The 21,466-nt window shown below is 65.0% G+C and carries 27 protein-coding genes and 1 pseudogene; 13 read left to right on the top strand and 15 right to left on the bottom strand.

Features of this window, described 5'->3' with window-relative positions:
• Positions 1-65: 65 nt before the first annotated feature.
• Positions 66-665, top strand: a pseudogene (locus tag V6B15_RS00950) (ATP-binding protein); the annotation flags it as partial.
• Between the two features lie 3 nt (positions 666-668).
• Here V6B15_RS00950 and V6B15_RS00945 read toward each other — a convergent pair.
• Positions 669-1,019 (bottom strand): hypothetical protein, encoded by a 351-nt coding sequence (locus tag V6B15_RS00945; protein ID WP_253522059.1) that lies wholly within the window; start codon positions 1,017-1,019, stop codon positions 669-671.
• Between the two features lie 257 nt (positions 1,020-1,276).
• Here V6B15_RS00945 and V6B15_RS00940 point away from each other — a divergent pair, with 257 nt between their 5' ends.
• Entirely contained in the window at positions 1,277-2,083 is an 807-nt protein-coding gene (locus V6B15_RS00940) for a hypothetical protein (protein WP_334199690.1), read from the top strand.
• Here V6B15_RS00940 and V6B15_RS00935 read toward each other — a convergent pair.
• Positions 2,080-2,343: a hypothetical protein gene (locus tag V6B15_RS00935; protein ID WP_334199689.1), complete on the bottom strand. Its 264-nt coding sequence runs from the start codon at positions 2,341-2,343 to the stop codon at positions 2,080-2,082. The two genes, V6B15_RS00940 and V6B15_RS00935, sit on opposite strands and share 4 nt — an antisense overlap.
• Positions 2,344-2,396: 53 nt before the next feature.
• Positions 2,397-2,951: a winged helix-turn-helix transcriptional regulator gene (locus tag V6B15_RS00930; protein ID WP_253522057.1), complete on the bottom strand. Its 555-nt coding sequence runs from the start codon at positions 2,949-2,951 to the stop codon at positions 2,397-2,399.
• A gap of 185 nt (positions 2,952-3,136) precedes the next feature.
• Here V6B15_RS00930 and V6B15_RS00925 point away from each other — a divergent pair, with 185 nt between their 5' ends.
• Positions 3,137-3,481 carry a CC_3452 family protein gene (locus V6B15_RS00925; protein ID WP_253522056.1) on the top strand — a complete coding sequence of 115 codons (345 nt, stop codon included), beginning with the start codon at positions 3,137-3,139 and terminating at the stop codon, positions 3,479-3,481.
• A 75-nt stretch (positions 3,482-3,556) separates the two neighbouring features.
• Here the strand turns inward: V6B15_RS00925 and V6B15_RS00920 are convergent, their stop codons facing one another.
• The 9 genes from V6B15_RS00920 to hisB all read right to left on the bottom strand — a co-directional run bounded on the left by V6B15_RS00920 (position 3,557) and on the right by hisB (position 8,251).
• On the bottom strand, positions 3,557-4,162 hold the full coding sequence (locus tag V6B15_RS00920; protein WP_334199688.1) for an HAD family hydrolase: 606 nt from the start codon (positions 4,160-4,162) through the stop codon (positions 3,557-3,559).
• An 85-nt stretch (positions 4,163-4,247) separates the two neighbouring features.
• Entirely contained in the window at positions 4,248-4,373 is a 126-nt protein-coding gene (gene ykgO, locus V6B15_RS00915; RefSeq protein ID WP_118857849.1) for a type B 50S ribosomal protein L36, read from the bottom strand.
• Positions 4,374-4,523: 150 nt separating this feature from the next.
• A complete protein-coding gene (locus V6B15_RS00910; protein ID WP_334199687.1) occupies positions 4,524-4,904 on the bottom strand; it encodes a histidine triad nucleotide-binding protein in 381 nt (126 codons plus the stop codon).
• Positions 4,904-5,218 carry a phosphoribosyl-ATP diphosphatase gene (locus tag V6B15_RS00905; RefSeq protein WP_334199686.1) on the bottom strand — a complete coding sequence of 105 codons (315 nt, stop codon included), beginning with the start codon at positions 5,216-5,218 and terminating at the stop codon, positions 4,904-4,906. Before V6B15_RS00905 ends, V6B15_RS00910 begins: the two co-directional genes overlap by 1 nt.
• A gap of 39 nt (positions 5,219-5,257) precedes the next feature.
• Complete coding sequence (locus V6B15_RS00900; RefSeq protein WP_334199685.1) at positions 5,258-5,413, bottom strand: hypothetical protein; 156 nt, start codon at positions 5,411-5,413, stop codon at positions 5,258-5,260.
• A 74-nt stretch (positions 5,414-5,487) separates the two neighbouring features.
• On the bottom strand, positions 5,488-6,258 hold the full coding sequence (gene hisF, locus V6B15_RS00895; RefSeq protein WP_334199684.1) for an imidazole glycerol phosphate synthase subunit HisF: 771 nt from the start codon (positions 6,256-6,258) through the stop codon (positions 5,488-5,490).
• Positions 6,255-6,983, bottom strand: coding sequence for a 1-(5-phosphoribosyl)-5-[(5-phosphoribosylamino)methylideneamino]imidazole-4-carboxamide isomerase (gene hisA, locus V6B15_RS00890; protein ID WP_334199683.1), 729 nt, complete (start codon positions 6,981-6,983; stop codon positions 6,255-6,257). Before hisA ends, hisF begins: the two co-directional genes overlap by 4 nt.
• Before the next feature lie 55 nt (positions 6,984-7,038).
• A complete protein-coding gene (gene hisH / locus V6B15_RS00885; protein WP_334199682.1) occupies positions 7,039-7,665 on the bottom strand; it encodes an imidazole glycerol phosphate synthase subunit HisH in 627 nt (208 codons plus the stop codon).
• Positions 7,658-8,251, bottom strand: coding sequence for an imidazoleglycerol-phosphate dehydratase HisB (gene hisB / locus V6B15_RS00880; protein ID WP_334199681.1), 594 nt, complete (start codon positions 8,249-8,251; stop codon positions 7,658-7,660). The genes hisH and hisB overlap by 8 nt, the downstream gene beginning before the upstream one ends.
• A 112-nt stretch (positions 8,252-8,363) precedes the next feature.
• Between hisB and V6B15_RS00875 the strand changes: the two genes are divergently transcribed.
• The 4 genes from V6B15_RS00875 (at position 8,364) to V6B15_RS00860 (ending at position 11,146) form a co-directional block, all read left to right on the top strand.
• On the top strand, positions 8,364-8,867 hold the full coding sequence (locus V6B15_RS00875; protein WP_253522039.1) for an SspB family protein: 504 nt from the start codon (positions 8,364-8,366) through the stop codon (positions 8,865-8,867).
• A 33-nt stretch (positions 8,868-8,900) separates the two neighbouring features.
• Positions 8,901-9,350 (top strand): hypothetical protein, encoded by a 450-nt coding sequence (locus V6B15_RS00870; RefSeq protein ID WP_334199680.1) that lies wholly within the window; start codon positions 8,901-8,903, stop codon positions 9,348-9,350.
• Positions 9,351-9,405: 55 nt separating this feature from the next.
• Positions 9,406-10,053, top strand: coding sequence for a guanylate kinase (gmk, locus tag V6B15_RS00865; protein WP_320181598.1), 648 nt, complete (start codon positions 9,406-9,408; stop codon positions 10,051-10,053).
• A gap of 124 nt (positions 10,054-10,177) precedes the next feature.
• Positions 10,178-11,146, top strand: coding sequence for a GGDEF domain-containing protein (locus V6B15_RS00860; RefSeq protein WP_320181597.1), 969 nt, complete (start codon positions 10,178-10,180; stop codon positions 11,144-11,146).
• 24 nt (positions 11,147-11,170) lie between these two features.
• On the opposite strand, the gene V6B15_RS00855 is transcribed toward V6B15_RS00860, so the two are convergent.
• From V6B15_RS00855 to V6B15_RS00845, 3 genes are all read right to left on the bottom strand, one after another.
• The gene (locus V6B15_RS00855) at positions 11,171-11,968 is read right to left on the bottom strand and encodes an SDR family NAD(P)-dependent oxidoreductase (RefSeq protein WP_334199679.1); all 798 of its coding nucleotides are present in this window, start codon (positions 11,966-11,968) and stop codon (positions 11,171-11,173) included.
• 119 nt (positions 11,969-12,087) lie between these two features.
• The gene (locus V6B15_RS00850; protein WP_334199678.1) at positions 12,088-13,227 is read right to left on the bottom strand and encodes an acyl-CoA dehydrogenase family protein; all 1,140 of its coding nucleotides are present in this window, start codon (positions 13,225-13,227) and stop codon (positions 12,088-12,090) included.
• A gap of 3 nt (positions 13,228-13,230) precedes the next feature.
• Positions 13,231-14,415 carry an acyl-CoA dehydrogenase family protein gene (locus V6B15_RS00845; RefSeq protein WP_320181594.1) on the bottom strand — a complete coding sequence of 395 codons (1,185 nt, stop codon included), beginning with the start codon at positions 14,413-14,415 and terminating at the stop codon, positions 13,231-13,233.
• A gap of 178 nt (positions 14,416-14,593) precedes the next feature.
• On the opposite strand from V6B15_RS00845, the gene V6B15_RS00840 reads away from it, so the two are divergent.
• From V6B15_RS00840 to dapD, 6 genes are all read left to right on the top strand, one after another.
• On the top strand, positions 14,594-15,457 hold the full coding sequence (locus V6B15_RS00840; RefSeq protein WP_334199677.1) for an SDR family NAD(P)-dependent oxidoreductase: 864 nt from the start codon (positions 14,594-14,596) through the stop codon (positions 15,455-15,457).
• On the top strand, positions 15,457-16,932 hold the full coding sequence (locus V6B15_RS00835) for an MFS transporter (RefSeq protein WP_334199676.1): 1,476 nt from the start codon (positions 15,457-15,459) through the stop codon (positions 16,930-16,932). The genes V6B15_RS00840 and V6B15_RS00835 overlap by 1 nt, the downstream gene beginning before the upstream one ends.
• 82 nt (positions 16,933-17,014) lie before the next feature.
• Positions 17,015-18,349 carry an acyl-CoA dehydrogenase family protein gene (locus V6B15_RS00830; RefSeq protein WP_334199675.1) on the top strand — a complete coding sequence of 445 codons (1,335 nt, stop codon included), beginning with the start codon at positions 17,015-17,017 and terminating at the stop codon, positions 18,347-18,349.
• Positions 18,349-19,434 (top strand): Zn-dependent alcohol dehydrogenase, encoded by a 1,086-nt coding sequence (locus V6B15_RS00825; RefSeq protein WP_334199674.1) that lies wholly within the window; start codon positions 18,349-18,351, stop codon positions 19,432-19,434. The genes V6B15_RS00830 and V6B15_RS00825 overlap by 1 nt, the downstream gene beginning before the upstream one ends.
• Entirely contained in the window at positions 19,434-20,513 is a 1,080-nt protein-coding gene (locus V6B15_RS00820) for a phosphotransferase family protein (RefSeq protein WP_334199673.1), read from the top strand. Before V6B15_RS00825 ends, V6B15_RS00820 begins: the two co-directional genes overlap by 1 nt.
• A 49-nt stretch (positions 20,514-20,562) precedes the next feature.
• Positions 20,563-21,387 (top strand): 2,3,4,5-tetrahydropyridine-2,6-dicarboxylate N-succinyltransferase, encoded by an 825-nt coding sequence (gene dapD, locus V6B15_RS00815; RefSeq protein ID WP_334199672.1) that lies wholly within the window; start codon positions 20,563-20,565, stop codon positions 21,385-21,387.
• Positions 21,388-21,466 lie beyond the last annotated feature (79 nt).

Here is a 21,466-nt window from a genome sequence, read left to right as displayed (position 1 = left end):
TACCCCTAGAAAACCCCTCCTCATGGGAAGGACGCCCTATTGGTCCCCTCTGCGCTAAAATGCTGGAGTTCCAGCGCGCGGTGCTCGATTCGCTGCGCCAGCCGCTCGAAACGGGCAAGGTCGATGTCGCGCGCGCCAATGCCCACGTCACCTTTCCCGCCAATGTCCAGCTGATCGCGGCGATGAACCCGTGCCGCTGCGGCCATCTGGGCGACCCTGCGCTGGCGTGTAGCCGCGCCCCGCGCTGCGCCGCCGATTACCAGGGCAAGGTCTCGGGCCCCATGCTCGACCGCATCGACCTGCATGTCGAGGTGGATCCGGTCAGCGCCGCCGATCTGGCGCTGCCCCCGCCCGCGGAGGGCAGCGCAGACGTAGCCGCGCGAGTCGCGGCGGCACGCCAGCGCCAGTCGGCGCGCGCAGAGGCAACCGCAGCGCGGACCAATGCCGAGCTCGAGGGCAGCGCACTGGAGGAATTCGCCGAACCCGACGAGGCCGGACGGCAGCTGTTGTTGCAGGCCGCGACCGCAATGCGGCTATCGGCGCGCAGCTATACGCGGATGTTGCGCGTTGCGCGGACGATTGCGGATCTGGCGGGGACCGGGCAGGTCGGGCGCATCCATGTCGCCGAAGCGCTCAGCTATCGGCGGCAACCGCCGCGCGCCTGAGCCTCAGACGTCCTCGCTCATGTCGAGGTTGAGCTTGACCGTTTCGTGCTCGTGGTCGCCTTCGAACTTCTTGAGGAAATCCTCGATCGGCACCTGCTGCCCCTTGTCGACCAAGGGGTTCACGCGCGCCATTTCGGCGGTCTTCATCTCGTCGGGCGTCATCCGGACGTGGATATAGGGCACCCAGACTTCACCATATTCGGCCTGCTGGTACCACACGTCGAGGATATCGTAGGACGCCCACTGGCCGCTGGGCTCGCGCAGGCGAATACCTTCGCCAATGCGTGGCACGTTCATCACCTTGATGCGGTGCACATCCTGGTGCGTCTCGTTTTGAACTTCGATTTCGATCACAAGGCAGGTCCGGCTCTGCTGGGTGGATTCGTTACAATGGTGCTTTGTGACAGCGACTTGTTGAGATCGTTTTAACAATGACGTCACGGTGCCACTGCGGCGTTCGGTGGGGCGGGCGCGGCAATCGTTACCGGCCCGCAGTCTTTGCTTGAAGGCGCGCGCGCAATCGCCCATGCGCGCAGATGTGGGGCGTAGATGTGCGACCGGCGCGTGCCGGTAACCGGCGAGACACCGCGATTTCGAGAAACCCTGTTCCCGTGACCGAACCCGCCTCCCCGATCGCCGGGTTGCGGCAGCGGTATGACGACCTGCCGCCCGAATGGCGTCAGCGCATTCCCGCGCTCGCTCTCGCGCTGGCGGTCGAGATCCTGCTGGTGCTGGTGCTGCTCTCGCTTGGCAGCGTGAAGCGCGAGGTGGTCGCCATGACCGATACGCTGGTCGCCTTCACCACATCGTCGCAAGACGAAGAGGAGGCGGTCGCCGACGCACCCATGCCTGCGGAGATCCCCGAAGCGGCACAGCCACAGGTCGCGCAAACGCAGCCTGAGGACGCGGCAGTGGAGCCCCGCCCGCAAGTCGCCCCGCCGCTGCCCGTACCGCGCCCGGTCCTGCGCAATGATTTCTCGCTCGAACGCGTGCCCCGGCAGGCCCCGCCAGCGCCGGCCGAGAAGCCGCAGGCCTATGGTCCGCCCGACACCTCCTCGCCCGGCGACACGCCGCGGATCGCGGGTAGCGGGCCAAACGGCGAACCGCTTTATGCCGCGCGGTGGTATCGGCGGCCCTACGACGATGAGCTCGCCGGGTATCTGTCGACCGCGCAGGGGCCCGGCTGGGGGCTGATCGACTGCCGTACCGTAGCCGATTTCCGCGTCGAGGATTGCGTCGTGGTGGGCGAATCGCCGCAGGGGTCGGGTATCGCCCAGGCGGTGCTGGCGGCAGCGTGGCAATTCAAGGTCCGCCCGCCCCAGCGCGGGGGCCGCCCGATGGTCGGCGAATGGGTGCGAATCAGGATCTCCTACGAGATCGATCCGGGCGAAGCGGCGCGGCGGCGGCTGCGCAATTAATCCGCTTCTGGTGCTGCCTCCGCATAGGGCGTGTTCTTGATCAGATGGCGGTTGTAGTCGGGCGCGCCGTCGTCCCACCACACCGGCCCGCGCTCTCCCAGCGCAAATTTTGCAGCGTCGACCTGGGCGCGGGCTGCGCTTTCGGCAGCGGCATCCTGCGCGCGTTTGGCGGCCGCCACCGCGCGGCGGGCATCCATCAGCCGATCGACCAGACGCTGGCGTTCGGCCTCGGGCAGGGCGGGATTGCTGGCGCGCCACAACCGGCCGCGAACGATGATATAGCGTCCGTCGCCGGTACGCTCGACCGAGTCGTTCAGGCCGCGCTCTTGGCCTTGCGGGCGCTGGCGATGTCGACCACGCCGCCACGCTTCAACGCGGCGCCGGCTTCGGCCTTGCTACCATCGGCGCGAATTCCGAGATTGGCGCGTTCCACCAAATGGAGATCGGCCGGACCGAGAATGCGGCCGTCATGGCTGAGAATAGCAGTCGGGCCGATCGGCAGGCGGTCGCGTTCGTCGACCAGCACCGGGTTCTCGACCACTTCGGCGCCGTACTTCTGGCCCCATTGGCGCAGCGCGACCATGGCGGGAAGCAGGTCGAGCCCCTTGTCGGTCAGGCGATATTCGATCTTGCGCTTGTCATCGGCGCAGGGATCGCGTTTGAGGATCCCGTGCTCGACCAGCTTGGCCAGCCGGTTGGACAGGATGTTGCGCGCGATCCCGAGTTCGCTGAGGAATTCCTCGAAGTGGTGGAGGCCGTTGAAGCTGGCGCGCAGGATCATGAATGACCATCGCTCGCCCATGACTTCGAGTGCTTGCGGCAGGCCGCATTCGGTCAGTTCACGGAGCGGTTCGCGGATGTCACCCATAAATTCAGTCCTTTTCCAGCAACCTATCTAGCGAATAATCGGCTTTTGCCAAATTTTTAGATATGTGGGTTGCATTACGCAACCTATACGACTAGACAGCCTTCCCACAACAGGTTGCTAAATGAAACTCAATTGCGTGGATCACAAGCCCTGTTGATATAATTGCAATCAGGAAGGACTTCCCCATGACCTCCCCCCTCCCCCGGTCGATCAATGTCGGCGTTATCGCCGCCGCCTTTGCCTACACTTCGCTCACCTTCGGCGCGCTGCTCGCACCGACCGCTGCCGAAGCCCGTTCCAACGGCATTTTCTACACCGTCGAACTGGCGCAGCCGGTTGCCGAACGGACCACCACCGTGGCCGGCGGCGTCGCCTGGATATGCCAGGGCACGACCTGCGTCGCCCAGAAGGGCCGCTCGCGCCCGCTGCGCATGTGCCGCGAACTTCAGCGCGAACATGGCGAAATCGCCGCGTTCACCGCGGACGACAAGGTTCTCGAGGCCGACAAGCTGGCGCAGTGCAACGGCTGATCCGTATCCGATCCCACCCCTCTCCTTCGGGTGGCTACCTTGCGGGCCCTGGCGATTCGATCGCCGGGGCCTTTTTCATATCAGCCCGCGACTCGCGAGATCCGCCTCGAGCGCGGGAGCCTGCGTGAAATGATGAACCTGCCAGCCGCAGGCCGCGGCGGCCTCCACATTGGCCGGGTTGTCGTCGATGAAAAGCATGGCTTCAGCAGGCTTGCCGAAGCGGCCCTGCGCCAGCGCGAAGATCGCCGGGTCGGGCTTGGTCAGCTTTTCCTCGCCCGAGACGACAATATGGCCGAAGCGATCGAAGATCGGCGCGGTGGGGCGAAAACCCGCCCAGAACTCGGCCCCGAAATTGGTGATGGCGAATAGCGGCATGCCGCGCGCATCGAGTCGCTCGACCAGCGCATGGCTGCCCGGGACAGGACCCGGAATGGTTTCGTTGAAGCGCGCCGCATAGGCGCGGATCTCGGCTTCGAAGTCGGGGTAGAGCGCGATGCGTTCGGGGACCATGTCGGCGAGCGCGCGCCCGGCATCGGCCTCGAAGTGCCATTCCTCGGTCACCACTTCGTCGAGCAGCTTGGCGAGACGGCCCGGATCGGAAACGATCTTCTCGAACAGATGCGCCAGTTGCCATTGGTAAAGCACGCGGCCCACATCGAATACGACGGCTTCAACCTGCATCACATCACCTCAAACGCGAACGGCCCGTACTCCTCTCGGAGCCGGGCCGATCTGCAAGACTGCCGCCCAGCGGGCGACGCGCCAATTAGCCCTGGCGGGCCTTGAAGCGGCGGTTGGTCTTGTTGATGACATAGGTGCGCCCGCGGCGACGGATGACGCGGCAATCGCGATGACGGGCCTTGAGCGACTTGAGGCTGTTGCGGATCTTCATGATGTCTCTCTGGAAATAAATGCGCGCCGGAAATGGTGTCCCGACGCGTCGAAATCAAGCGGGCCGTTAACGGGCGGCGGGGATTCGGTCAACCTTATTCGGGTGCGCAGAAGGTATCCAACCGACCGCGCCGGTCGCGCCCCGCGCGCCCTATCGCCGGGCGATCATCGGCCCCAGCGGCTCACCACCGAAGATATGGACATGCAGGTGCGGCACTTCCTGCCCGCCGTGCGCGCCGATATTGGCCATCATCCGATAGCCGGGTTCGACCAGCCCCTTGTCGCGCGCGACCTGGCCGACTGCGCGGACGAAGCCCGCGATCTCTTCCGCGCTCGCGGTGGCGCTGAAATCGTCCCAGCTGACATAACGCCCCTTGGGAATGACCAGCGTGTGCACTTCGGCCTGCGGGTTGATGTCCTCGAAGGCATAGGCCCACTCGTCCTCATAGACCTTGGTCGAGGGGATTTCCCCGCGCAGGATCTTGGCGAAGACATTGTCGTCATCGAAGGGCAGCGTCGGGTCGATCGGCATTATGCGCTCCTGTTGGCTTTCTCGTCGATCCCGGACACGCCCTCGCGCCGGTCGAGTTCGGCCAGTACGTCGGCAAATTCGATGTCGCGCGCATCCAGCGCGACGAGCAGGTGGAAGAGGATGTCCGCCGCCTCGCCGACCAGTTCTCCGTCATCGCCCGACAGGGTCGCAATGGCGGCCTCGACGCCTTCCTCGCCCAGCTTGCGCGCGATCTGCGGCAAGCCCTTGGCATGGAGGCTGGCGACATAGCTGTGCGACGGATCGGCCGCGCGGCGTTGCGCGATGGTCTGGGCGAGACGGGAAAGCGTGTCCATGCGGCATGCTATGCACGGCGCCTGCGCACAGCGTCAATCTCAGTTGCAGCCGATCATGAAGCGGCCGACCAGCACGCCCGCAATCCCGACCGCGACCAGCGTCAGCGTGCTCGGTTCGACCAGCCGCGCGGAGAGACCGGCGGGGCCGCCGAGATCCGCGAATAGCGCGGCCAGTGAAATGAACTGGCTGGTCATGGATGCTCCATATCACGGATCCCTGCTACACAGGATGAACCGCGCTGGCCCTGTCCCGTGAAGGGACGCCCGCGTCAGCCGCGCGCGGGCAACCCCGCGGCGCGCAGCGCGGCATGCGCTTCGGCCACGGTGTGTTCGCCGAAATGGAAGATCGAGGCGGCAAGGACCGCGCTCGCATGGCCGCGCGTCACCCCTTCGACGAGGTGGTCGAGCTGGCCGACGCCCCCGCTGGCGATGACCGGCACCGACACGGCATCGGCAATCGCGCGGGTCAGATCGACATCATATCCGTTCTTCGTGCCGTCGCCGTCCATCGAGGTAACCAGCAGTTCGCCGGCCCCGAGCTCGGCCAGCCGGATCGCGTGTTCGACCGCGTCGATCCCGGTCGGCTTGCGCCCGCCATGCGTGTAGATCTCCCAGCCGCGCACATCGCCGCTGGTCGATGCGCGCGCATCGACGCTGGCGACGACGCACTGGCTGCCGAATTTCTCGGCGATCTCGCGCACCAGTTCGGGGCGCGTCACCGCGGCCGAGTTGACCGCGACCTTGTCCGCCCCGGCCAGCAGCAGCGCGCGCGCATCTTCGACGCTGCGCACCCCGCCGCCCACGGTCAGCGGCATGAAGCAGACCTCGGCAGTACGGCGAACCATGTCGAGCAGCGTCCCGCGCCCCTCGTGGCTGGCGGAGATGTCGAGGAAGCAGAGCTCGTCGGCACCCGCCGCATCATAGGCCTGCGCCTGTTCGACCGGGTCGCCCGCATCGCGCAGATCGACGAAGTTCACGCCCTTGACGACGCGCCCGTCGCGGACGTCGAGACAGGGTATGACACGGATGCGGACGGTCATGCGCGCGTCGCCACGCGTAGCGCAGCGGCCAGATCCAGCCGCCCGTCATAGAGCGCCCGGCCGGTGATCACGCCCTCGATGCCATCCTTCGCGAATTGCGCGAGCGTATCGATATCGGTGAGGCCCTTGACCCCGCCGCTGGCGATCACCGGAATATCCACCTGCCGCGCCAGCCCCACCGTGGCATCGATATTGACGCCCTCGAGCATTCCGTCGCGCCCGATGTCGGTGAATAGCAGGCTGGCGACGCCCGCATCCTCGAACCGGCGCGCCATGTCGGCGATCGGAACGTCGGATACTTCGGCCCAGCCATCGGTCGCGACCATGCCGTCGCGTGCGTCGACCGCGACCACGATCGCCTCGGGATAGTCGCGCGCCATGTCCTTGACGAATTGCGGTTGCTTGAGCGCCGCAGTGCCGATGACGATCCGCGCAATGCCCGCCGCGAACCAGCCTTCGACATCGGCGGGCGTGCGGATGCCGCCGCCCAGCTGGACGCGCCCGGGAAAGGCGGCGACGACCGCCTCCACCGCGCCGCGATTCTGCGCCGAACCCGCGAAAGAGCCGTCAAGGTCGACCACATGCAAATGGTCTGCGCCCGCTTCGGCAAACAGAACGGCCTGCGCCGCCGGATCGTCGCCATAGACGGTCGCGCGGTCCATATCGCCTTCGGCAAGACGGACGACCTGGCCGTTCTTGAGGTCGATGGCGGGAAATACGATCATGGTCTGGTGTCCAGTGCGGCTTCGGCCGGGGGGCAGCGAGGCGAGATGAGCGAAATCACGGCTTCCATTCGAGGAATTTGCTCAGCAGGTCGAGCCCGTAGGCCTGGCTCTTTTCGGGATGGAATTGCACGCCCATGACATTGTCGCGCCCGACCGCGGCGACCAGCCCGCCGCCATGATCGGTCATCGCCAGCACGTCTTCGTGGTGGCGCACCTTGAAATGGTAGGAATGCAGGAAATAGGCCTCGCCGCCAACCAGCACATCGTGCCCGCGCGCATGCGGCATCGGGGCGACGTCGTTCCAGCCCATATGCGGGACCTTCACGCTGATATCGCTCGGTTCGATCTTGCGCACCGCCCCGTCGATCCAGCCGAGACCGGGTGTCTCGCCATGTTCGAGGCCGCGCGTGGCGAGCAATTGCATGCCCACGCAAATGCCGAGGAACGGCGCCCCGCCGACGAAGACCCGCTCGCGCATGGCCTCGATCACGCCGTGTTCGGCGCGCAGCCCCTCGGCGCAGGCCCTGAACGAGCCGACGCCCGGCAGCACGATCCGGTCGGCGGCGCGCAGCACATCGGGATCGGCGGTTACCTTGACGGTCGCCCCGACCCGGCGCAGCGCGTTCTCAACCGAATGCAGATTGCCCGCGCCGTAATCGACAAGCGCGACGATTTCACCCACCGAGCTGCCCCTTGGTGCTGGGGATTGCGCCGCCCTTGCGCGGATCGACTTCGACCGCCGCGCGCATCGCGCGGGCGAAACCCTTGTAGATCGCTTCGCAGATATGATGGTTGTTGCTGCCGTAGAGCAGTTCGACATGCAGCGTCAGCCCGCAGGTCTGCGCGACCGAATGGAACCAGTGTTCGATCAGCTCGGTGTCCCATTCGCCCAGCTTTTCCTGGCTGAAGCCCGCTTTCCAGACCAGATAGGGGCGCCCGGAAATATCGAGCGCGACGCGGGCCAGCGTTTCGTCCATCGGCGAATAGGCGCTGCCGTAACGCGCGATCCCGCCCTTGTCGCCGAGCGCGGCGGCGAGCGCCTGGCCCAGCGCCAGCGCGCTGTCTTCCGTGGTGTGATGCTGGTCGATATGAAGGTCGCCATCGACCTTCATCCTGACGTCGATCAGCGAATGCTTGGCGAACTGTTCGACCATGTGGTCGAGGAAGCCGATCCCGGTCTCGACCTGATATGATCCCGTCCCGTCGAGATCGATCTCGACGAGGATCTTGGTTTCCGCAGTGTTTCGCTCGATCCGGCCTGTACGCATGCCGCCGCGCTAGAGCCGCGCGCGGCGAGGCGCAAGATAATGCACCACTTACACGGTAAAGGCGTTCTTAAACCGCTTGACCCCGCCCGCATGCCACTCCACCTAGCGCGGCATGAGCGACGATACGCCCGACAGCCTGATCCCTTATGATTCCATCGTGCAGGAAGCCCTGCGCGCCGTGGTCGGGCGCGTGCTGGGCGAAATCGAGCAGGGCGGCAGCGAACTGCCCGGCGCGCATCATTTCTACATTACCTTCAAGACCCACGCCCCGGGCGTCTCGATTCCGGCCGCCCTGCGCGAGCGGTTCCCCGACGAGATGACCATCGTGCTGCAGAACAAGTTCTGGAATTTGAACGTGCGCGAAGACGGCTTCGCCGTCGGCCTGTCGTTCAACCAGGTCCCCGCCGAACTCGACATTCCCTATGCCGCGATCACGCAATTCGTCGATCCGGCGGTGGATTTCGGACTGCAGTTCCAGGCGACCGTCGCCGACATGGCCCCCGCGCCGACCGAACATCCCGATAATGACGGGACGGAACAGGCGGTAGGCGAAGCCGTTGAAGGGGCAGATGACGGCTCCAATGTCGTCACGGTCGATTTCGGCCGCAAGAAGTAAGCGCCGGGTCTTCCCGGTAGAGCGGGACATGACATGGCGAAACTCGGACTGACCGACGAAGACAAAGCGAACCATCTGACCGATGTGGTCGGCGATGGGCTCGAACGCGTGACCGACCGGTCGCCGTCACATGACGATCCGGTGCCGGGCCCGAGCACCAATCCAGCGACCAATCTGATCATCCACGACATCCTGCTGCGCAGCGCGGGCCGGCTGTCGCGCATGGCAGTCGAAAAGGCAGTGCTGGGCCGGCAATATGGCAAGCAGTTTGCCAAGGATGCGGTCGAAAGCCGCAGCCTCGTGCACACGCTGGCGGCCTACGGCGTGACCAAGGTCGCGACCAAGTCGGTGCCCGGCGCATTGGTGGTGACCACCGGACTCGCGCTGAAGGTTCTGTTCGATCGCAGCCAGTCGAAGCGCCAGGCGCGCCGCAAGGGTGACCGCATGCTGCACAAACAGGCGTCCTCCGACAGCAAGATCTGACAGGATACTGCGCGCAGGGGTTGATTTGGCGGCGTCCGATGCGGCAACAGCGCGCATGGCCGAATCCACCCTGCAATCCGCTACGCTTGCCCGCCGGGGGCTGATGTTCATCCTTTCCTCGCCCAGCGGGGCGGGGAAGACCACCATTTCGCGCATGCTCCTCGGCAGCGACGACGAGATCAAGCTCTCGGTCAGCGTCACCACGCGCCCGCCGCGCGCGGGCGAAGTGGACGGGGTGCATTACTATTTCGTCGACGATGCCGAATTCGATCGCATGGTCGAGGAAGACGATTTCTACGAATGGGCGCATGTCTTCGGCCATCGCTATGGCACGCCCAAGGGGCGTATCCGCAATGCCTTGAAGGAAGGGCAGGACTTCCTGTTCGACATCGACTGGCAGGGCACGCAGCAGCTGTTCCAGAAGGATCAGCAGGACGTCGTCCGGGTGTTCATCCTGCCGCCGAGCATCGCCGAACTCGAACGCCGTTTGCGCAGCCGCAATACCGATCCCGAAGAGGTGATTGCCGCACGCATGGAACGCGCCCGCGCCGAGATCAGCCACTGGGACGCCTATGATTACGTAGTGATCAACGAGGATGTCGACAGCTGCTTCGACAAAGTCAGCGAAATCCTCGACGCCGAACGCATGAAGCGCCAGCGCCAGACGGGGCTGATCCCCTTCGTGCGCGAACTGATGGCCTGACACGGGCCCGGGATACCCCGCAGTATATGCTCATGTTCAATCTTTGGGCCCTTTTCACGCCGCCAACCGTTAGGCGGGCAGGGTTTTGGCAAGAGTTCGAGGCGGCCGGATAGATATGTCCCCGATGCAGTCCGATCATGCGGCGAAGGTGATGGCGTTCCTCGAACGCCACCGGCTGCCGCCCTCCCCGCAGAATTACACGCTCGCCTATATCGCGTTGAACGACGCGGGCTCGCCCATGGGCCGCGCGGTCGAGGCGATCATCGCCGAAGGCTACCGCATCAAGCAGGACGAGGCGGACGAGATTTTCGATCGCCACGGCGGGATCGCGATATTCGGGTCGCAGGAACGCAATGACGGCGAACTGACCGCGCATCTGCGGCACCAGGCGATCAAACTGGGCGAACTCGCGTCCTCGGCAGCCGATGCCACCGGCGCCTTCGCGCGTGAACTGAGCGAAGAGGCGGGCGCATTTTCGGGCGACAGCAGCAATACGCTGTCGATCGTCGCGCGGATGATCGAGCAATCACTCGACACGCAGACCCGGCTGACCGCGGCGATGGACGAGGTCAAGGCGCTGCGCGAGGAGCTCGAGGCGGCGCGCCACGATGCCCAGCGCGACGAATTGACCGGCCTTGCCAATCGCCGGGCGATCGACGGCTATCTCGGCGAACTCGCGGCGAAAGGCGAACCGCGGATCATCGCGCTGTGCGACATCGACCACTTCAAATCGGTCAACGACCGCTATGGCCACAATGTCGGCGACCGCGTGATCAAGCTGGTTGCGGATACGCTGGACGACGCCTGCAGCCCGCATTTCGTCGGCCGGTGGGGCGGCGAGGAATTCATCGTCGTCATTCCGTCCGGCGAAGCGGCCGCGGCGGTCAAGCTGCTCGATTTCGCCCGCAGCGAATTGGCCGACAAGGAATTCAAGCTGCGCGAGACCGACGAGCCGATGGGGCTGATCTCGTTCTCGGGCGGCGTCGCACTGGCCACCGGCGGGGCCGAGGCCAATGCGGCATCGCTGCGGCAGGCGGACCAGGCGCTTTATCGAGCCAAGGCCGCGGGCCGCAATTGCATCCTCTGCGCCTGACGGGTCGCCCCCGCCGACCCGGCCTTAGCTGGGTTCGGCGAAGTGGGTCGGCAGCAGGGCGTTGACGATCCCGCCATCGACCGTCAGCGTTTCGCCGATCGTATAATCGCCCGCGCGGCTGGCGAGATAGACCGCGGTGCCCCCCATATCGAACTTGTCGCCCACGCGCTTCGACGGAATGCCCGCCGCGCTCGCGTCTTCGTGGTCGCGCGCCGCGCGGTTCATGTTCGACGGGAAGGCCCCCGGCGCCAGGCTGGTGACATAGACGTGATCCTTGACCAGCCGCGCGGCCATCCGGCGGGTGAGGTGGATCAGCGCGGCCTTCGATGCCTGATAGCTGTAGGTTTCCCACGGATTGACGCGCTGGCCGTCGATCGAGGTGATGTTGATCACCTTGCCCGGCTTGTCCGCGCTGGCCCCCGCCGTCAGCAGCTTGTGCAGCTTCTGCGTGAGGAAGAAGGGCGTCTTGACGTTGAGGTCCATGACCTTGTCCCAGCCGGCTTCGGGGAAGTCGAGATAATCGACGCCCCAGGCAGCCCCGGCGTTGTTGACGAGAATGTCGAGCTTGCTTTCGCGGCCCGACAGTTCTTCCACCAGCGCCTCGATCCCGTCGATGGTCGACAGATCGCCCTGGATGCCGATCACCCGGTCGCCCAGTTCGGCGCAGGTTTCCTCGATCTCGTTGATCTTGCGCGCGCTGATGTAGACGCGGTCGATGCCCGCGGCGAGGAAGCCCTCGACAATCATCTTGCCGATGCCGCGGCTGCCGCCAGTCACCAGCGCAACGCGCCCCTCGAGGCTGAACAGGTCTTCTAGGTTCATTCAATTCTCTCCCACTTCAGTCATTGCGAGGAGCCGCAGGCGACGCGGCAATCCATCGTGCCGCTTCCTGGATTGCTTCGCTCCGCTCGCAATGACTGGGTTTGGTGCTGGTCCTGGTTCTAGTAGCCGCTGAGCTCCGCGACGCGTCCGGCATGGTAATACTGGTCGCCGAGGAATTCCTGCAGCGCGCGGTCGCGCTTCATATAGAGGCCGATGTCGTATTCGTCGGTCATGCCGATGCCGCCATGCATCTGCACGCCTTCGCGCACCGCCAGTCCGGCGACCTTGGCCACCTTGGCCTTGGCGACCGAGGCCATCAGATCGGCTTTCTCGCTGCCCCCGTCGACCAGCTGCGCAGCCTTGACGGTAACGGCACGGGCAATCTCGACTTCCGAATAGAGATGCGCAGCGCGGTGCTGCAGCGCCTGGAATTCGCCGATCACCTTACCGAACTGCTTGCGCTGCTTGAGGTAATCGACGGTCATATCCATCGCGCTGCGGGCCACGCCCACGCCTTCCGCAGCCGAGCCGACCCGGCCCGCCACCAGCATGGCATCGAGCACGGCGCGGCCACCATCGACCTCGCCGATCACCGCATCGCCATCGAGCTCGACATTGTCGAAGGTGACATGGCTGGCCATCGAACTGTCGACCAACCGGACGCTGTCATGGCTCATCCCGGTGGCATCCTGCGGTACGGCGAACAGCGTCACGCCGTCCTTGTCGCTATCGCTGCCCGAGGTGCGCGCGGCGACGACGATCATCTCGCTGCTGGCGCCATAGACCACGAAGTCCTTCCTGCCCGACAGCTTGAAGCCATTGCCCGACTTTTCCGCCTTGCAGGCGATGCGTTCGGGGCGGTGCTTGGCGCCTTCGTCGATCGCGACCGAATAGACCTTCTCGCCCGAGATGAGGTGCGGCAGCCAGCGGCCCTTCATATCATTGCTGCCGTGCTTCAGCGCAGTGGCCGCGAGCACGGAGGAGGCCATGAAAGGCGAAGGGGTCAGATTGCGGCCGATTTCCTCGAGCACGATATTGGCTTCGACCTGGCCCATGCCGAGCCCGCCGTCATCTTCGTCCACCAGCATGCCGGTGAACCCCATTTCGGCGAACTGCTGCCACAGCGCGTGGCCGAAACCATCCTTGCAGTCGCGGTCGCGCCAATGGCGCAGCTGCTTCTTGGTCGATCCTTCCTCGGCCATGAACTGGCTTGCGGAATCGGCCAGCATCGCCTGGTCGTCGTCGTAATAAAGAGGCATCGATCAGGCTCCCGGCAGGTCGAGAATACGTTTGGAAATGACGTTGAGCATGACTTCGGACGTGCCGCCCTCGATGCTGTTCGCCTTGGTGCGCAGCCAGTTGCGCGATGGCTTGCCGCCGCCGGTCTCCTCGCTGTCCCATTCGAGCGCGGTCGAACCGCCTGCCGCCATCATCAGTTCGTGGCGGCGCTTGTTCAGCTCGGTCCCGGCGTATTTCATCATGTTCGGCTGCGCGGGGTGCGCCTTGCCGACCTTGATTTCGTCGAGGAATTTCTCGCCCATCGCGCCATAGGCCAGCGCATCGACGTCGAACTGCGCCAGTTCGGCGCGCAGCACCGGATCGATGTCGCCATTGGCGCGCGCCAGTGCGGCGCCGATGGTTCCGGTGTTGCCGCCATCGGCGCCCGAGATCATCTCACGTTCGTGGCCGAGCAGATATTTCGCCACGTCCCAGCCGCGGTTCACCTCGCCGACCTGGGCGGGCACGTCTTCGCCGTAGCTCTTGGGCACCTTCACATCGTCGAAGAAGGTTTCACAGAACGGGCTGTTGCCGCTGATCAGCAGGATCGGCTTGGTTGCCACGCCTTCGCTCGCCATGTCGTAGAGCATGAAGGTGATGCCCTGGTACTTGTTGTCCTTGTCGGTGCGGACGAGGCAGAAGATCCAGTCGGCCTTGTCGGCATAGGAGGTCCACACCTTCTGGCCGTTGACCACCCAGTGATCGCCCTTGTCTTCGCCATAGGTCTGCAGCGAGACGAGGTCCGAGCCCGAACCGGGTTCCGAATAGCCCTGGCACCAGCGGATTTCGCCGCGCGCGATTTCATTGAGGAAGCGCTGCTTCTGGCCTTCGGTGCCGAAATGCAGCAGCGCGGGGCCGAGCATCCAGATGCCGAAGCTCGACAGCGGCGGACGCGCGCCAATGCGGGTCATTTCCTCGCGCAGCACCTTGGCTTCGGCAGGCGACAACCCGGCGCCGCCATAATCCTTGGGCCAGGCGGGGACGGTATAGCCCTTGTCGCGGCAGACCTCGAACCACGCTTTCTGCGCATCGTTCTTGAAGGTCGCGTTGCGGCCACCCCAATAGACATCGTCCTCGTCGCGGACGGGTTCGCGCATTTCGGGCGGGCAATTCGCTTCGAGCCATGCGCGCGTTTCCGCGCGGAAGGCTTCAAGGGCGCTGTCGGACATTGGCCGAATCCTCTCTTTTCAAAACAGCGGTATGTTGACGCTTACGTTAGGGTGATTCGCCCCGCCTATGCAAGGCCAGTTGCCGCCGCCTGCATTTCCGTAACGTCAGCCGGAATTCGTTGACGCGATGCGCCGCTGCCCTAAGCTGCACGCGGAGAAATTCGGGGAGAGAGTAGGGATGCGATTCTCGGGAAAGACCGTCGTCGTGACCGGCGCGGCATCGGGTATCGGCGCGGCGGCAACTGCCTTGTTCGCGGGCGAAGGCGCGGTGGTTTTCGCCAGCGATATCGATGTCGCGGGCGGCCAGCAGCTCGCCGCCGATAGCGAGGGCGACGTCCGCTTCGTCGAATGCGACGTGTGTGATCCGGCGGCGATCAAGGCGCTGATGGACCGTGCCGCGGAAGAAACCGGCGGGATCGACACGCTGTTCAACAATGCCGGTGCAGGCGGTGCGCGCGAGGGAATCGACGAGGTCGAGCCCGACGCGTGGGACCGGACGATGGACCTGCTGCTGCGCTCGGTGGCGATGGGCATCCGCTATGCGGTGCCGCATATGAAACACCGCAAGGGTGCGAGCATCGTCAATGTTTCCAGCGTGGCCGCAGTCGGCCCGGGCTATTCACCGACCACCTATGCGGTGGCCAAGGCGGGTGTGCTGCACCTGACCAAATGCGCCGCCACCGACCTGGCGCAGCACGGCATCCGCGTGAATGCAGTCCAGCCCGGCTTCATCAACACTAATATCTTCACCTCGAGCCTCGAGATGACCGGCGAGATGAAGACCATGGCCAAGGCGGCGATCGCGCAGATGTCTTCGAATGCGCAGCCGGTGGCGCGCGGCGGCCAGGCGATCGATATCGCCAATGCGGTGGCCTTCCTCGCCAGCGAGGAAGCCGGTTTCATGACCGGCGCATCGCTGATCGTCGACGGCGGGATCACGCTCGGCCCCCGGCACAGCTGGGACCCCGAGGAGCCCCGGCTGTTCGCGGCGCTGGAAGCCATGGAAGAACAGGCGAAGAAGGCGGCGCAGCCCGCCGCCTGATGCCTTTCGTTACCGGCCCCCTCCCCCAGCGCCTCAAGCTGGTCCACGGCTTCGGTGCGGTGGCCTTCGGGGTCAAGGACAGCGGTTTCAGCTTCTTCCTGCTGCCGTTCTACAATCTCGTGCTGGGGGTCGATGCCAGCACGGTCGGCGCCGCGCTGGCGACGGCGCTGCTGATCGACGCGATCGTCGATCCGCTGATCGGGAATTTGTCGGACCGCACCTATACCCGCTGGGGCAGGCGGCTGCCGTGGCTCTATCTCGCGCCATGGCCACTCGCGCTATTGTGGACGGTGCTGTGGTCGCCGCCCTTTACCGGGACCCCGGGCTTCTGGGAGATCGTAGCGCTGGCGGTGGGCGTACGGCTGCTGCTGTCGGCTTGCGAAGTCCCCTCGGTCAGCCTCGTCCCCGAAATCACCGACGACTATGACGATCGCACCACGCTGTTCCGCTATCGCTTCCTGTCGGGATGGCTCGGCGGGCTGCTGATGATGGTGCTGGCGTTCACCGTCTTCCTGCCCACGCCCGCTTCGCAGCTAGAGCCCGAAGGCTATGCCAGCTACGGCATGTTCGGCGCGGCGCTGATGGCGCTGGCGGTGATCGGCTCGGCAGCGGCGCAGCACCATATCGTGGCGCAGCTGCCCGCGCGCCGCCCGCCGCCCTTTTCGATCCGCGGGGCCTTTGCCGAGATTTTCGATGCCTTTCGCGAGAAGGCGTTCGTCATCTTCGCGCTGGGCGGGCTGGCGGCCTATGTGCTGCAGGGCATGACCTTTTCGATCACGCAATATGTGAACCTCTACGTTTGGCAGTTTTCCGAGCTTGCCTTCCAGCTTTACCCGGTCGCCCTGTTCCTTTCGGTGGTGCTGATGTTCGTCATCGTCGGCCCGCTGCACCGGCGCTGGGGCAAGCCCAAATCGGCGGCAATCGGCGCGCTGGTCGGGCTGGTCTTCTATTGCGGCCCCTATGCGCTCTATCTCGCGGGAGCCTGGCCGACGCCGGGCACCACCGCATCGACCGCGCTGCTTTATGGCTTTCTGGTCTGCGCCAATACCGCCAGCGTGGTCTCGATCATCTCGGCCACCTCGATGGTCGCGGAAATCGTCGAGGCCTTCGAGGAACGCACCGGGCAGCGCGCCGAAGGCACGTTCTACGCCGGCAACTGGCTGGTGCAGAAATGCGCGACCGGCGGCGGCATCCTGCTGACCAGCCTGATCGTGCAGTCGATCGATCTGGCGCCCGGCACGCCGCAGGCCGAGGTCGCGCCCGAAACCGTGACCCGGCTCGTATGGCTGTTCATGCTGGTGGCCACTGCGCTGGCACTGGTGGCGGCGTTCTGGCTGTCGCGCTTCCCGATTTCACGCGAGCAGCACGAAGCGCGGGTGGCGGCGCGCCGGTCGCGCGATCCCGATCCGGCGGAGCGTGACCCGTTGGACGAGGCAGTCCGCGCCGACCCCGATGGACATACGATAACCCCCTGACCCCCGAGCCGGGACTTGGCTTGGCCACAACCTTCTGCCAGTTTCATGGCGCAACCGATTTGAGAGAGAAGAGGATCAGACGATGGATTTCCAACCGACAGAACGGCAAGCATACTGGCGCGACCGGGTGAAGAACTTCATCGAAGATCACGTCCGCCCCGCCGTGCCGACCTACAAGCAGCAGGACGCCGAAGGCGATCGCTGGAAGGTCATTCCCGTGGTCGAGGAACTGAAAGCCAAGGCCAAGAAGGAAGGTATCTGGAACCTCTTCATGCCGCCCCGCAACGACGGCCATCATCATGTCGAGGAAAGTTTCGAGTTCGAAGGGCCCGGCCTGACCAATCTCGAATATGCGCTGTGCGCCGAGGAAATGGGCCGCATCGGCTTTGCTTCGGAAGTGTTCAACTGCTCCGCGCCCGATACCGGGAACATGGAGGTGTTCCACCGCTACGGCACGCGCGAACAGAAGGACAAATGGCTTACCCCGATCATGAATGGCGAGATTCGTTCCGCCTTCCTCATGACCGAGCCCTTCACCGCATCTTCGGACGCCACCAACATCGAAACCCGGATTGAGCGGGACGGCGACGAATACGTCATCAACGGCCGCAAGTGGTGGTCTTCGGGCCTGGGCGATCCGCGCTGCAAGGTCGCCATCGTGATGGGCAAGACCGATTTCTCGGCCGGCCGTCATGCCGCGCAGTCGATGCTGCTGATGCCCACCGATGCCGAGGGCGTCACCGTGCTGCGTCACCTGCCCGTGTTCGGCTATGATGATGCGCCGCACGGCCATATGGAAGTCGAACTCAAGGACGTGCGCGTCCCCGCCAGCAACATGCTGCTGGGCGAAGGCCGCGGCTTCGAGATCGCGCAGGGCCGCCTCGGGCCGGGCCGTATCCACCATTGCATGCGCACCATCGGCGTGGCCGAGGAAGCGCTGCACAAGATGTGCAAGCGCCTCCAGGAACGCGAAGCCTTCGGCAAGCCGATCTACAAGCACTCGGTCTGGGAAGAGCGCGTGGCGCAGGCGCGCATCGATATCGACATGACCCGCCTGCTGTGCCTCAAGGCCGCGGACATGATGGACACGGTCGGCAACAAGGCCGCCAAGCAGGAAATCGCCATGATCAAGGTGCAGGCGCCGAACATGGCGCTGCGGATCATCGACAATGCGATCCAGGCGCATGGCGGCGGCGGCGTGAGCGACGATTACGGTCTCGCCAATGCCTATGCCCACCAGCGTACGCTGCGGCTGGCCGATGGCCCCGACGAAGTCCATGCCCGCTCGATCGCGCGGATGGAGTTTGCCAAGCATCTGCCCGAGGAAGGCCCCAGCGCCAATGCGCTGCGTGACGGCAAAATCCCCAATGCGGGCAATGCCAATTTCAGCTCGGGCGACATGGGAGCGAAGCGCTGATGGCGAAGGCGGCAATCCTCGAGCAGGTCGGCGGCCTCACCATCGGTGAGGTCGAGCTGGCCGATCCCGCACCGCACGAAGTGTTGATCGACACCAAGGCCTGCGGCCTGTGTCATTCGGACCTGCATTTTATCGACGGCGCCTATCCGCACCCGCTGCCGGCCATTCCGGGCCACGAGGCAGCGGGCGTGGTGCGCGCGGTCGGCAGCGAGGTGAAAACGGTCAAGCCGGGTGACCATGTGGTCTCCTGCCTGTCCGCCTTCTGCGGCCATTGCGAATTCTGCGTGACCGGGCGGATGGCCTTGTGCCTCGGCGGCGATACCCGCCGGGCGCAGACCGCCGCGCCGCGCATCACGCGCAATGGCGGCGAGCCCGTTGCGCAGATGCTCAACCTATCAGCGTTTGCCGAGCAGATGCTGATCCACGAACATGCCTGCGTCGCGATCGACAAGGACATGCCGCTCGACCGCGCGGCCATTATCGGATGCGCGGTGACCACCGGGGCGGGCGCGATCTTCAACGCCTGTTCGGTGGTACCCGGCGAAACCGTCGCGGTCATTGGCTGCGGCGGCGTGGGGCTGGCGACGATCAATGCCGCCAAGATCGCCGGTGCGGGCAAGGTCATCGCGATCGACCCCCTGACGGAAAAGCGCCAGCTGGCCGAAGTGCTGGGCGCGACGCATACGGTCGACGCCATGGCCGACGATGCGGTCGAACAGGTGATGAAGATCACCGGCGGCGGCGTGCACCACGCGATCGAGGCGGTCGGCCGGCAGGCATCCGCCGACCTCGCGGTCAAGGTGCTGCGCCGCGGCGGGACCGCGACGATCCTCGGCATGATGCCGCTCGACTGCAAGGTCGGGCTGGGCGCGATGGATCTGCTGTCGGGCAAGAAGCTGCAGGGCGCGATCATGGGGATGAACCACTTCCCCGTCGACCTGCCGCGCTTGGTCGATTTCTACATGCGCGGGCTGCTCGATCTCGACACGATCATCGCCGAACGCATCCCGCTCGAAAAGATCAACGAAGGCTTCGAGAAGATGAAACAGGGCACCTCGGCCCGCAGCGTGGTGGTGTTCGACTGATGGCGGAAGACCAGCCTATCGATTTCGACAAGGAGATGGTCGGCACGGTCGCAGTGCCCGAAGCCGACCAGCTCGACCTTGCTGCGCTCACGGCCTGGTTCGAAGCCAATGTCGACGGCTTTTCCGGCCCGATCAGCTACACCAAGTTCAAGGGTGGTCAGTCGAACCCGACCTATCGCATCGACACGCCGGACCGCAGCTACGTGCTGCGCCGCCAGCCCTTCGGCAAATTGCTGCCCAGCGCGCACGCGGTGGACCGCGAATACAAGGCGATGCACGCGCTCGGTCCGACCGGCTTCCCCGTGCCCAAGACCTATGGCCTGTGCGAGGATCCCGGGGTCATCGGCAGCAAGTTCTTCGTGATGGGTCTCGCCGACGGGCGGTCGCTGTGGAACGGCTCGCTGCCCAACAACACGCCCGCAGAACGCCGCGCGATCTACAATGCGATGATCGACACCTTTGCCGATCTGCACCTGAAGGATCCCGAGGCGATCGGGCTGGGCGATTACGGCAAGCCGACCGATTACTGCGCACGCCAGATCAGCCGCTGGTCGAAACAGTACAAGCTGTCCGAGACCGAGCATATGCCGCAGATGGAACGGCTGATCGAATGGCTCCCCCAGACGATCCCGCCGCAGCACGAATCGAGCGTGGTCCATGGTGACTACCGGCTCGACAACATGATCTTCCACAAGACCGAGAACCGCGTGATCGCGGTGCTCGACTGGGAGCTGTCGACGCTGGGCGATCCGATCGCCGACTTCAGCTACCTCATGCTCAACTGGCACAACCCGCATGACGGGCGCGCGGGGCTGGAGGGGCTCGACCTCGAGGCACTGGGCATTCCCACCAAGGATGAAGCAGTCGAACGCTACGTTGCGCGCACCGGCTATCCTGTCCCGCCGATGGACTGGTACTTCGCCTATAATCTCTTCCGGCTGGCGGGGATCATGCAGGGCATCAAGAAGCGCGTGATCGACGGGACCGCATCGAGCGCACATGCCAAGTCGATGTCCGAACGCGTCGCGCCGCTGGTCGAGCGAGCGTACCAGTTCGCGCAGGCTGCAGGGATGGACTAGCGCGCCGACGCTGCTAACGAACGCTCCGGAATTGCAAACGGAGACCAGCATGAGCGCCGACCTCGAAAGCCGCATCGAAGCTGCGTGGGAAGACCGCGCCAATGTCACGCCGCAAAGCGCGGACGTGCGCGAGGCGGTGGAAGCGGCGCTGGACATGCTCGACAGCGGCAGCGGCCGCGTGGCCGAGCCTGATGGCAAGGGCGGCTGGACGGTCAACCAGTGGCTCAAGAAGGCAGTGCTGCTCAGCTTCCGGCTCAATGACAACCGCGTGATGGAAGGCGGCAGCGCGGGCCATCCGGCGTTCGACAAGGTGCCGAGCAAGTTCGCCGGCTGGGACGATGCCGCTTTTCGCAAAGCCGGTTTCCGCGTGGTCCCCGGCGCGGTGGCGCGCGAAGGCGCCTATATCGCGCCCGGCTGCGTGCTGATGCCCAGCTTCGTCAACATCGGCGCCTATGTCGGCAAGGGCACGATGGTCGACACCTGGGCCAGCATCGGCAGCTGCGCGCAGATCGGTGAGAATTGCCATATCTCCGCAGGCGCCGGCATTGGCGGCGTACTCGAACCGATGCAGGCCAACCCGACCATCATCGGCGACAATTGCTTTATCGGCGCGCGCAGCGAGATCGTCGAGGGCGTGATCGTCGGCGAAGGCAGCGTCGTGGCGATGGGGGTCTTCATCACCCAGTCGACCAAGATCGTCTACCGCGACACCGGCGAGGTCATCCGCGGCCATATCCCGCCTTTTTCGGTCGTCGTGCCCGGCACCATGCCCGGCAAGGATGGCGGCCCCGGCCTCGCCTGCGCGGTGATCGTCAAGACGGTCGACGTGCAGACGCGCGAAAAGACCGGCATCAACGAGCTGCTGCGCGACTGACGATACGGAACATTCGCCGCGCAGAAACGTAAATCTCCCTGACACACGCGGGATCGCGTCCATCGAGGGAGTACAGTTT

It is taken from the genome of Qipengyuania sp. Mu-71, from assembly GCF_036867055.1.
Lineage (GTDB): Bacteria > Pseudomonadota > Alphaproteobacteria > Sphingomonadales > Sphingomonadaceae > Qipengyuania > Qipengyuania profunda.
This window is presented reverse-complemented; position numbering and strand designations above follow the sequence as displayed.

Excerpts from the sequence above, each read along its gene's own strand:
- V6B15_RS00930 (WP_253522057.1), bottom strand. The coding sequence starts at position 2,951 with ATGGGTGACATCCGCGAACCGCTCCGTGAACTGACCGAATGCGGCCTG.
- V6B15_RS00925 (WP_253522056.1), top strand. The coding sequence starts at position 3,137 with ATGACCTCCCCCCTCCCCCGGTCGATCAATGTCGGCGTTATCGCCGCC.
- V6B15_RS00920 (WP_334199688.1), bottom strand. The coding sequence starts at position 4,162 with ATGCAGGTTGAAGCCGTCGTATTCGATGTGGGCCGCGTGCTTTACCAA.
- ykgO (WP_118857849.1), bottom strand. The coding sequence starts at position 4,373 with ATGAAGATCCGCAACAGCCTCAAGTCGCTCAAGGCCCGTCATCGCGAT.
- V6B15_RS00910 (WP_334199687.1), bottom strand. The coding sequence starts at position 4,904 with ATGCCGATCGACCCGACGCTGCCCTTCGATGACGACAATGTCTTCGCC.
- V6B15_RS00905 (WP_334199686.1), bottom strand. The coding sequence starts at position 5,218 with ATGGACACGCTTTCCCGTCTCGCCCAGACCATCGCGCAACGCCGCGCG.
- V6B15_RS00900 (WP_334199685.1), bottom strand. The coding sequence starts at position 5,413 with ATGACCAGCCAGTTCATTTCACTGGCCGCGCTATTCGCGGATCTCGGC.
- hisF (WP_334199684.1), bottom strand. The coding sequence starts at position 6,258 with ATGACCGTCCGCATCCGTGTCATACCCTGTCTCGACGTCCGCGACGGG.
- hisA (WP_334199683.1), bottom strand. The coding sequence starts at position 6,983 with ATGATCGTATTTCCCGCCATCGACCTCAAGAACGGCCAGGTCGTCCGT.
- hisB (WP_334199681.1), bottom strand. The coding sequence starts at position 8,251 with ATGCGTACAGGCCGGATCGAGCGAAACACTGCGGAAACCAAGATCCTC.
- V6B15_RS00875 (WP_253522039.1), top strand. The coding sequence starts at position 8,364 with ATGAGCGACGATACGCCCGACAGCCTGATCCCTTATGATTCCATCGTG.
- V6B15_RS00870 (WP_334199680.1), top strand. The coding sequence starts at position 8,901 with ATGGCGAAACTCGGACTGACCGACGAAGACAAAGCGAACCATCTGACC.
- gmk (WP_320181598.1), top strand. The coding sequence starts at position 9,406 with ATGGCCGAATCCACCCTGCAATCCGCTACGCTTGCCCGCCGGGGGCTG.
- V6B15_RS00860 (WP_320181597.1), top strand. The coding sequence starts at position 10,178 with ATGCAGTCCGATCATGCGGCGAAGGTGATGGCGTTCCTCGAACGCCAC.
- V6B15_RS00855 (WP_334199679.1), bottom strand. The coding sequence starts at position 11,968 with ATGAACCTAGAAGACCTGTTCAGCCTCGAGGGGCGCGTTGCGCTGGTG.
- V6B15_RS00850 (WP_334199678.1), bottom strand. The coding sequence starts at position 13,227 with ATGCCTCTTTATTACGACGACGACCAGGCGATGCTGGCCGATTCCGCA.
- V6B15_RS00845 (WP_320181594.1), bottom strand. The coding sequence starts at position 14,415 with ATGTCCGACAGCGCCCTTGAAGCCTTCCGCGCGGAAACGCGCGCATGG.
- V6B15_RS00840 (WP_334199677.1), top strand. The coding sequence starts at position 14,594 with ATGCGATTCTCGGGAAAGACCGTCGTCGTGACCGGCGCGGCATCGGGT.
- V6B15_RS00835 (WP_334199676.1), top strand. The coding sequence starts at position 15,457 with ATGCCTTTCGTTACCGGCCCCCTCCCCCAGCGCCTCAAGCTGGTCCAC.
- V6B15_RS00830 (WP_334199675.1), top strand. The coding sequence starts at position 17,015 with ATGGATTTCCAACCGACAGAACGGCAAGCATACTGGCGCGACCGGGTG.
- V6B15_RS00825 (WP_334199674.1), top strand. The coding sequence starts at position 18,349 with ATGGCGAAGGCGGCAATCCTCGAGCAGGTCGGCGGCCTCACCATCGGT.
- V6B15_RS00820 (WP_334199673.1), top strand. The coding sequence starts at position 19,434 with ATGGCGGAAGACCAGCCTATCGATTTCGACAAGGAGATGGTCGGCACG.
- dapD (WP_334199672.1), top strand. The coding sequence starts at position 20,563 with ATGAGCGCCGACCTCGAAAGCCGCATCGAAGCTGCGTGGGAAGACCGC.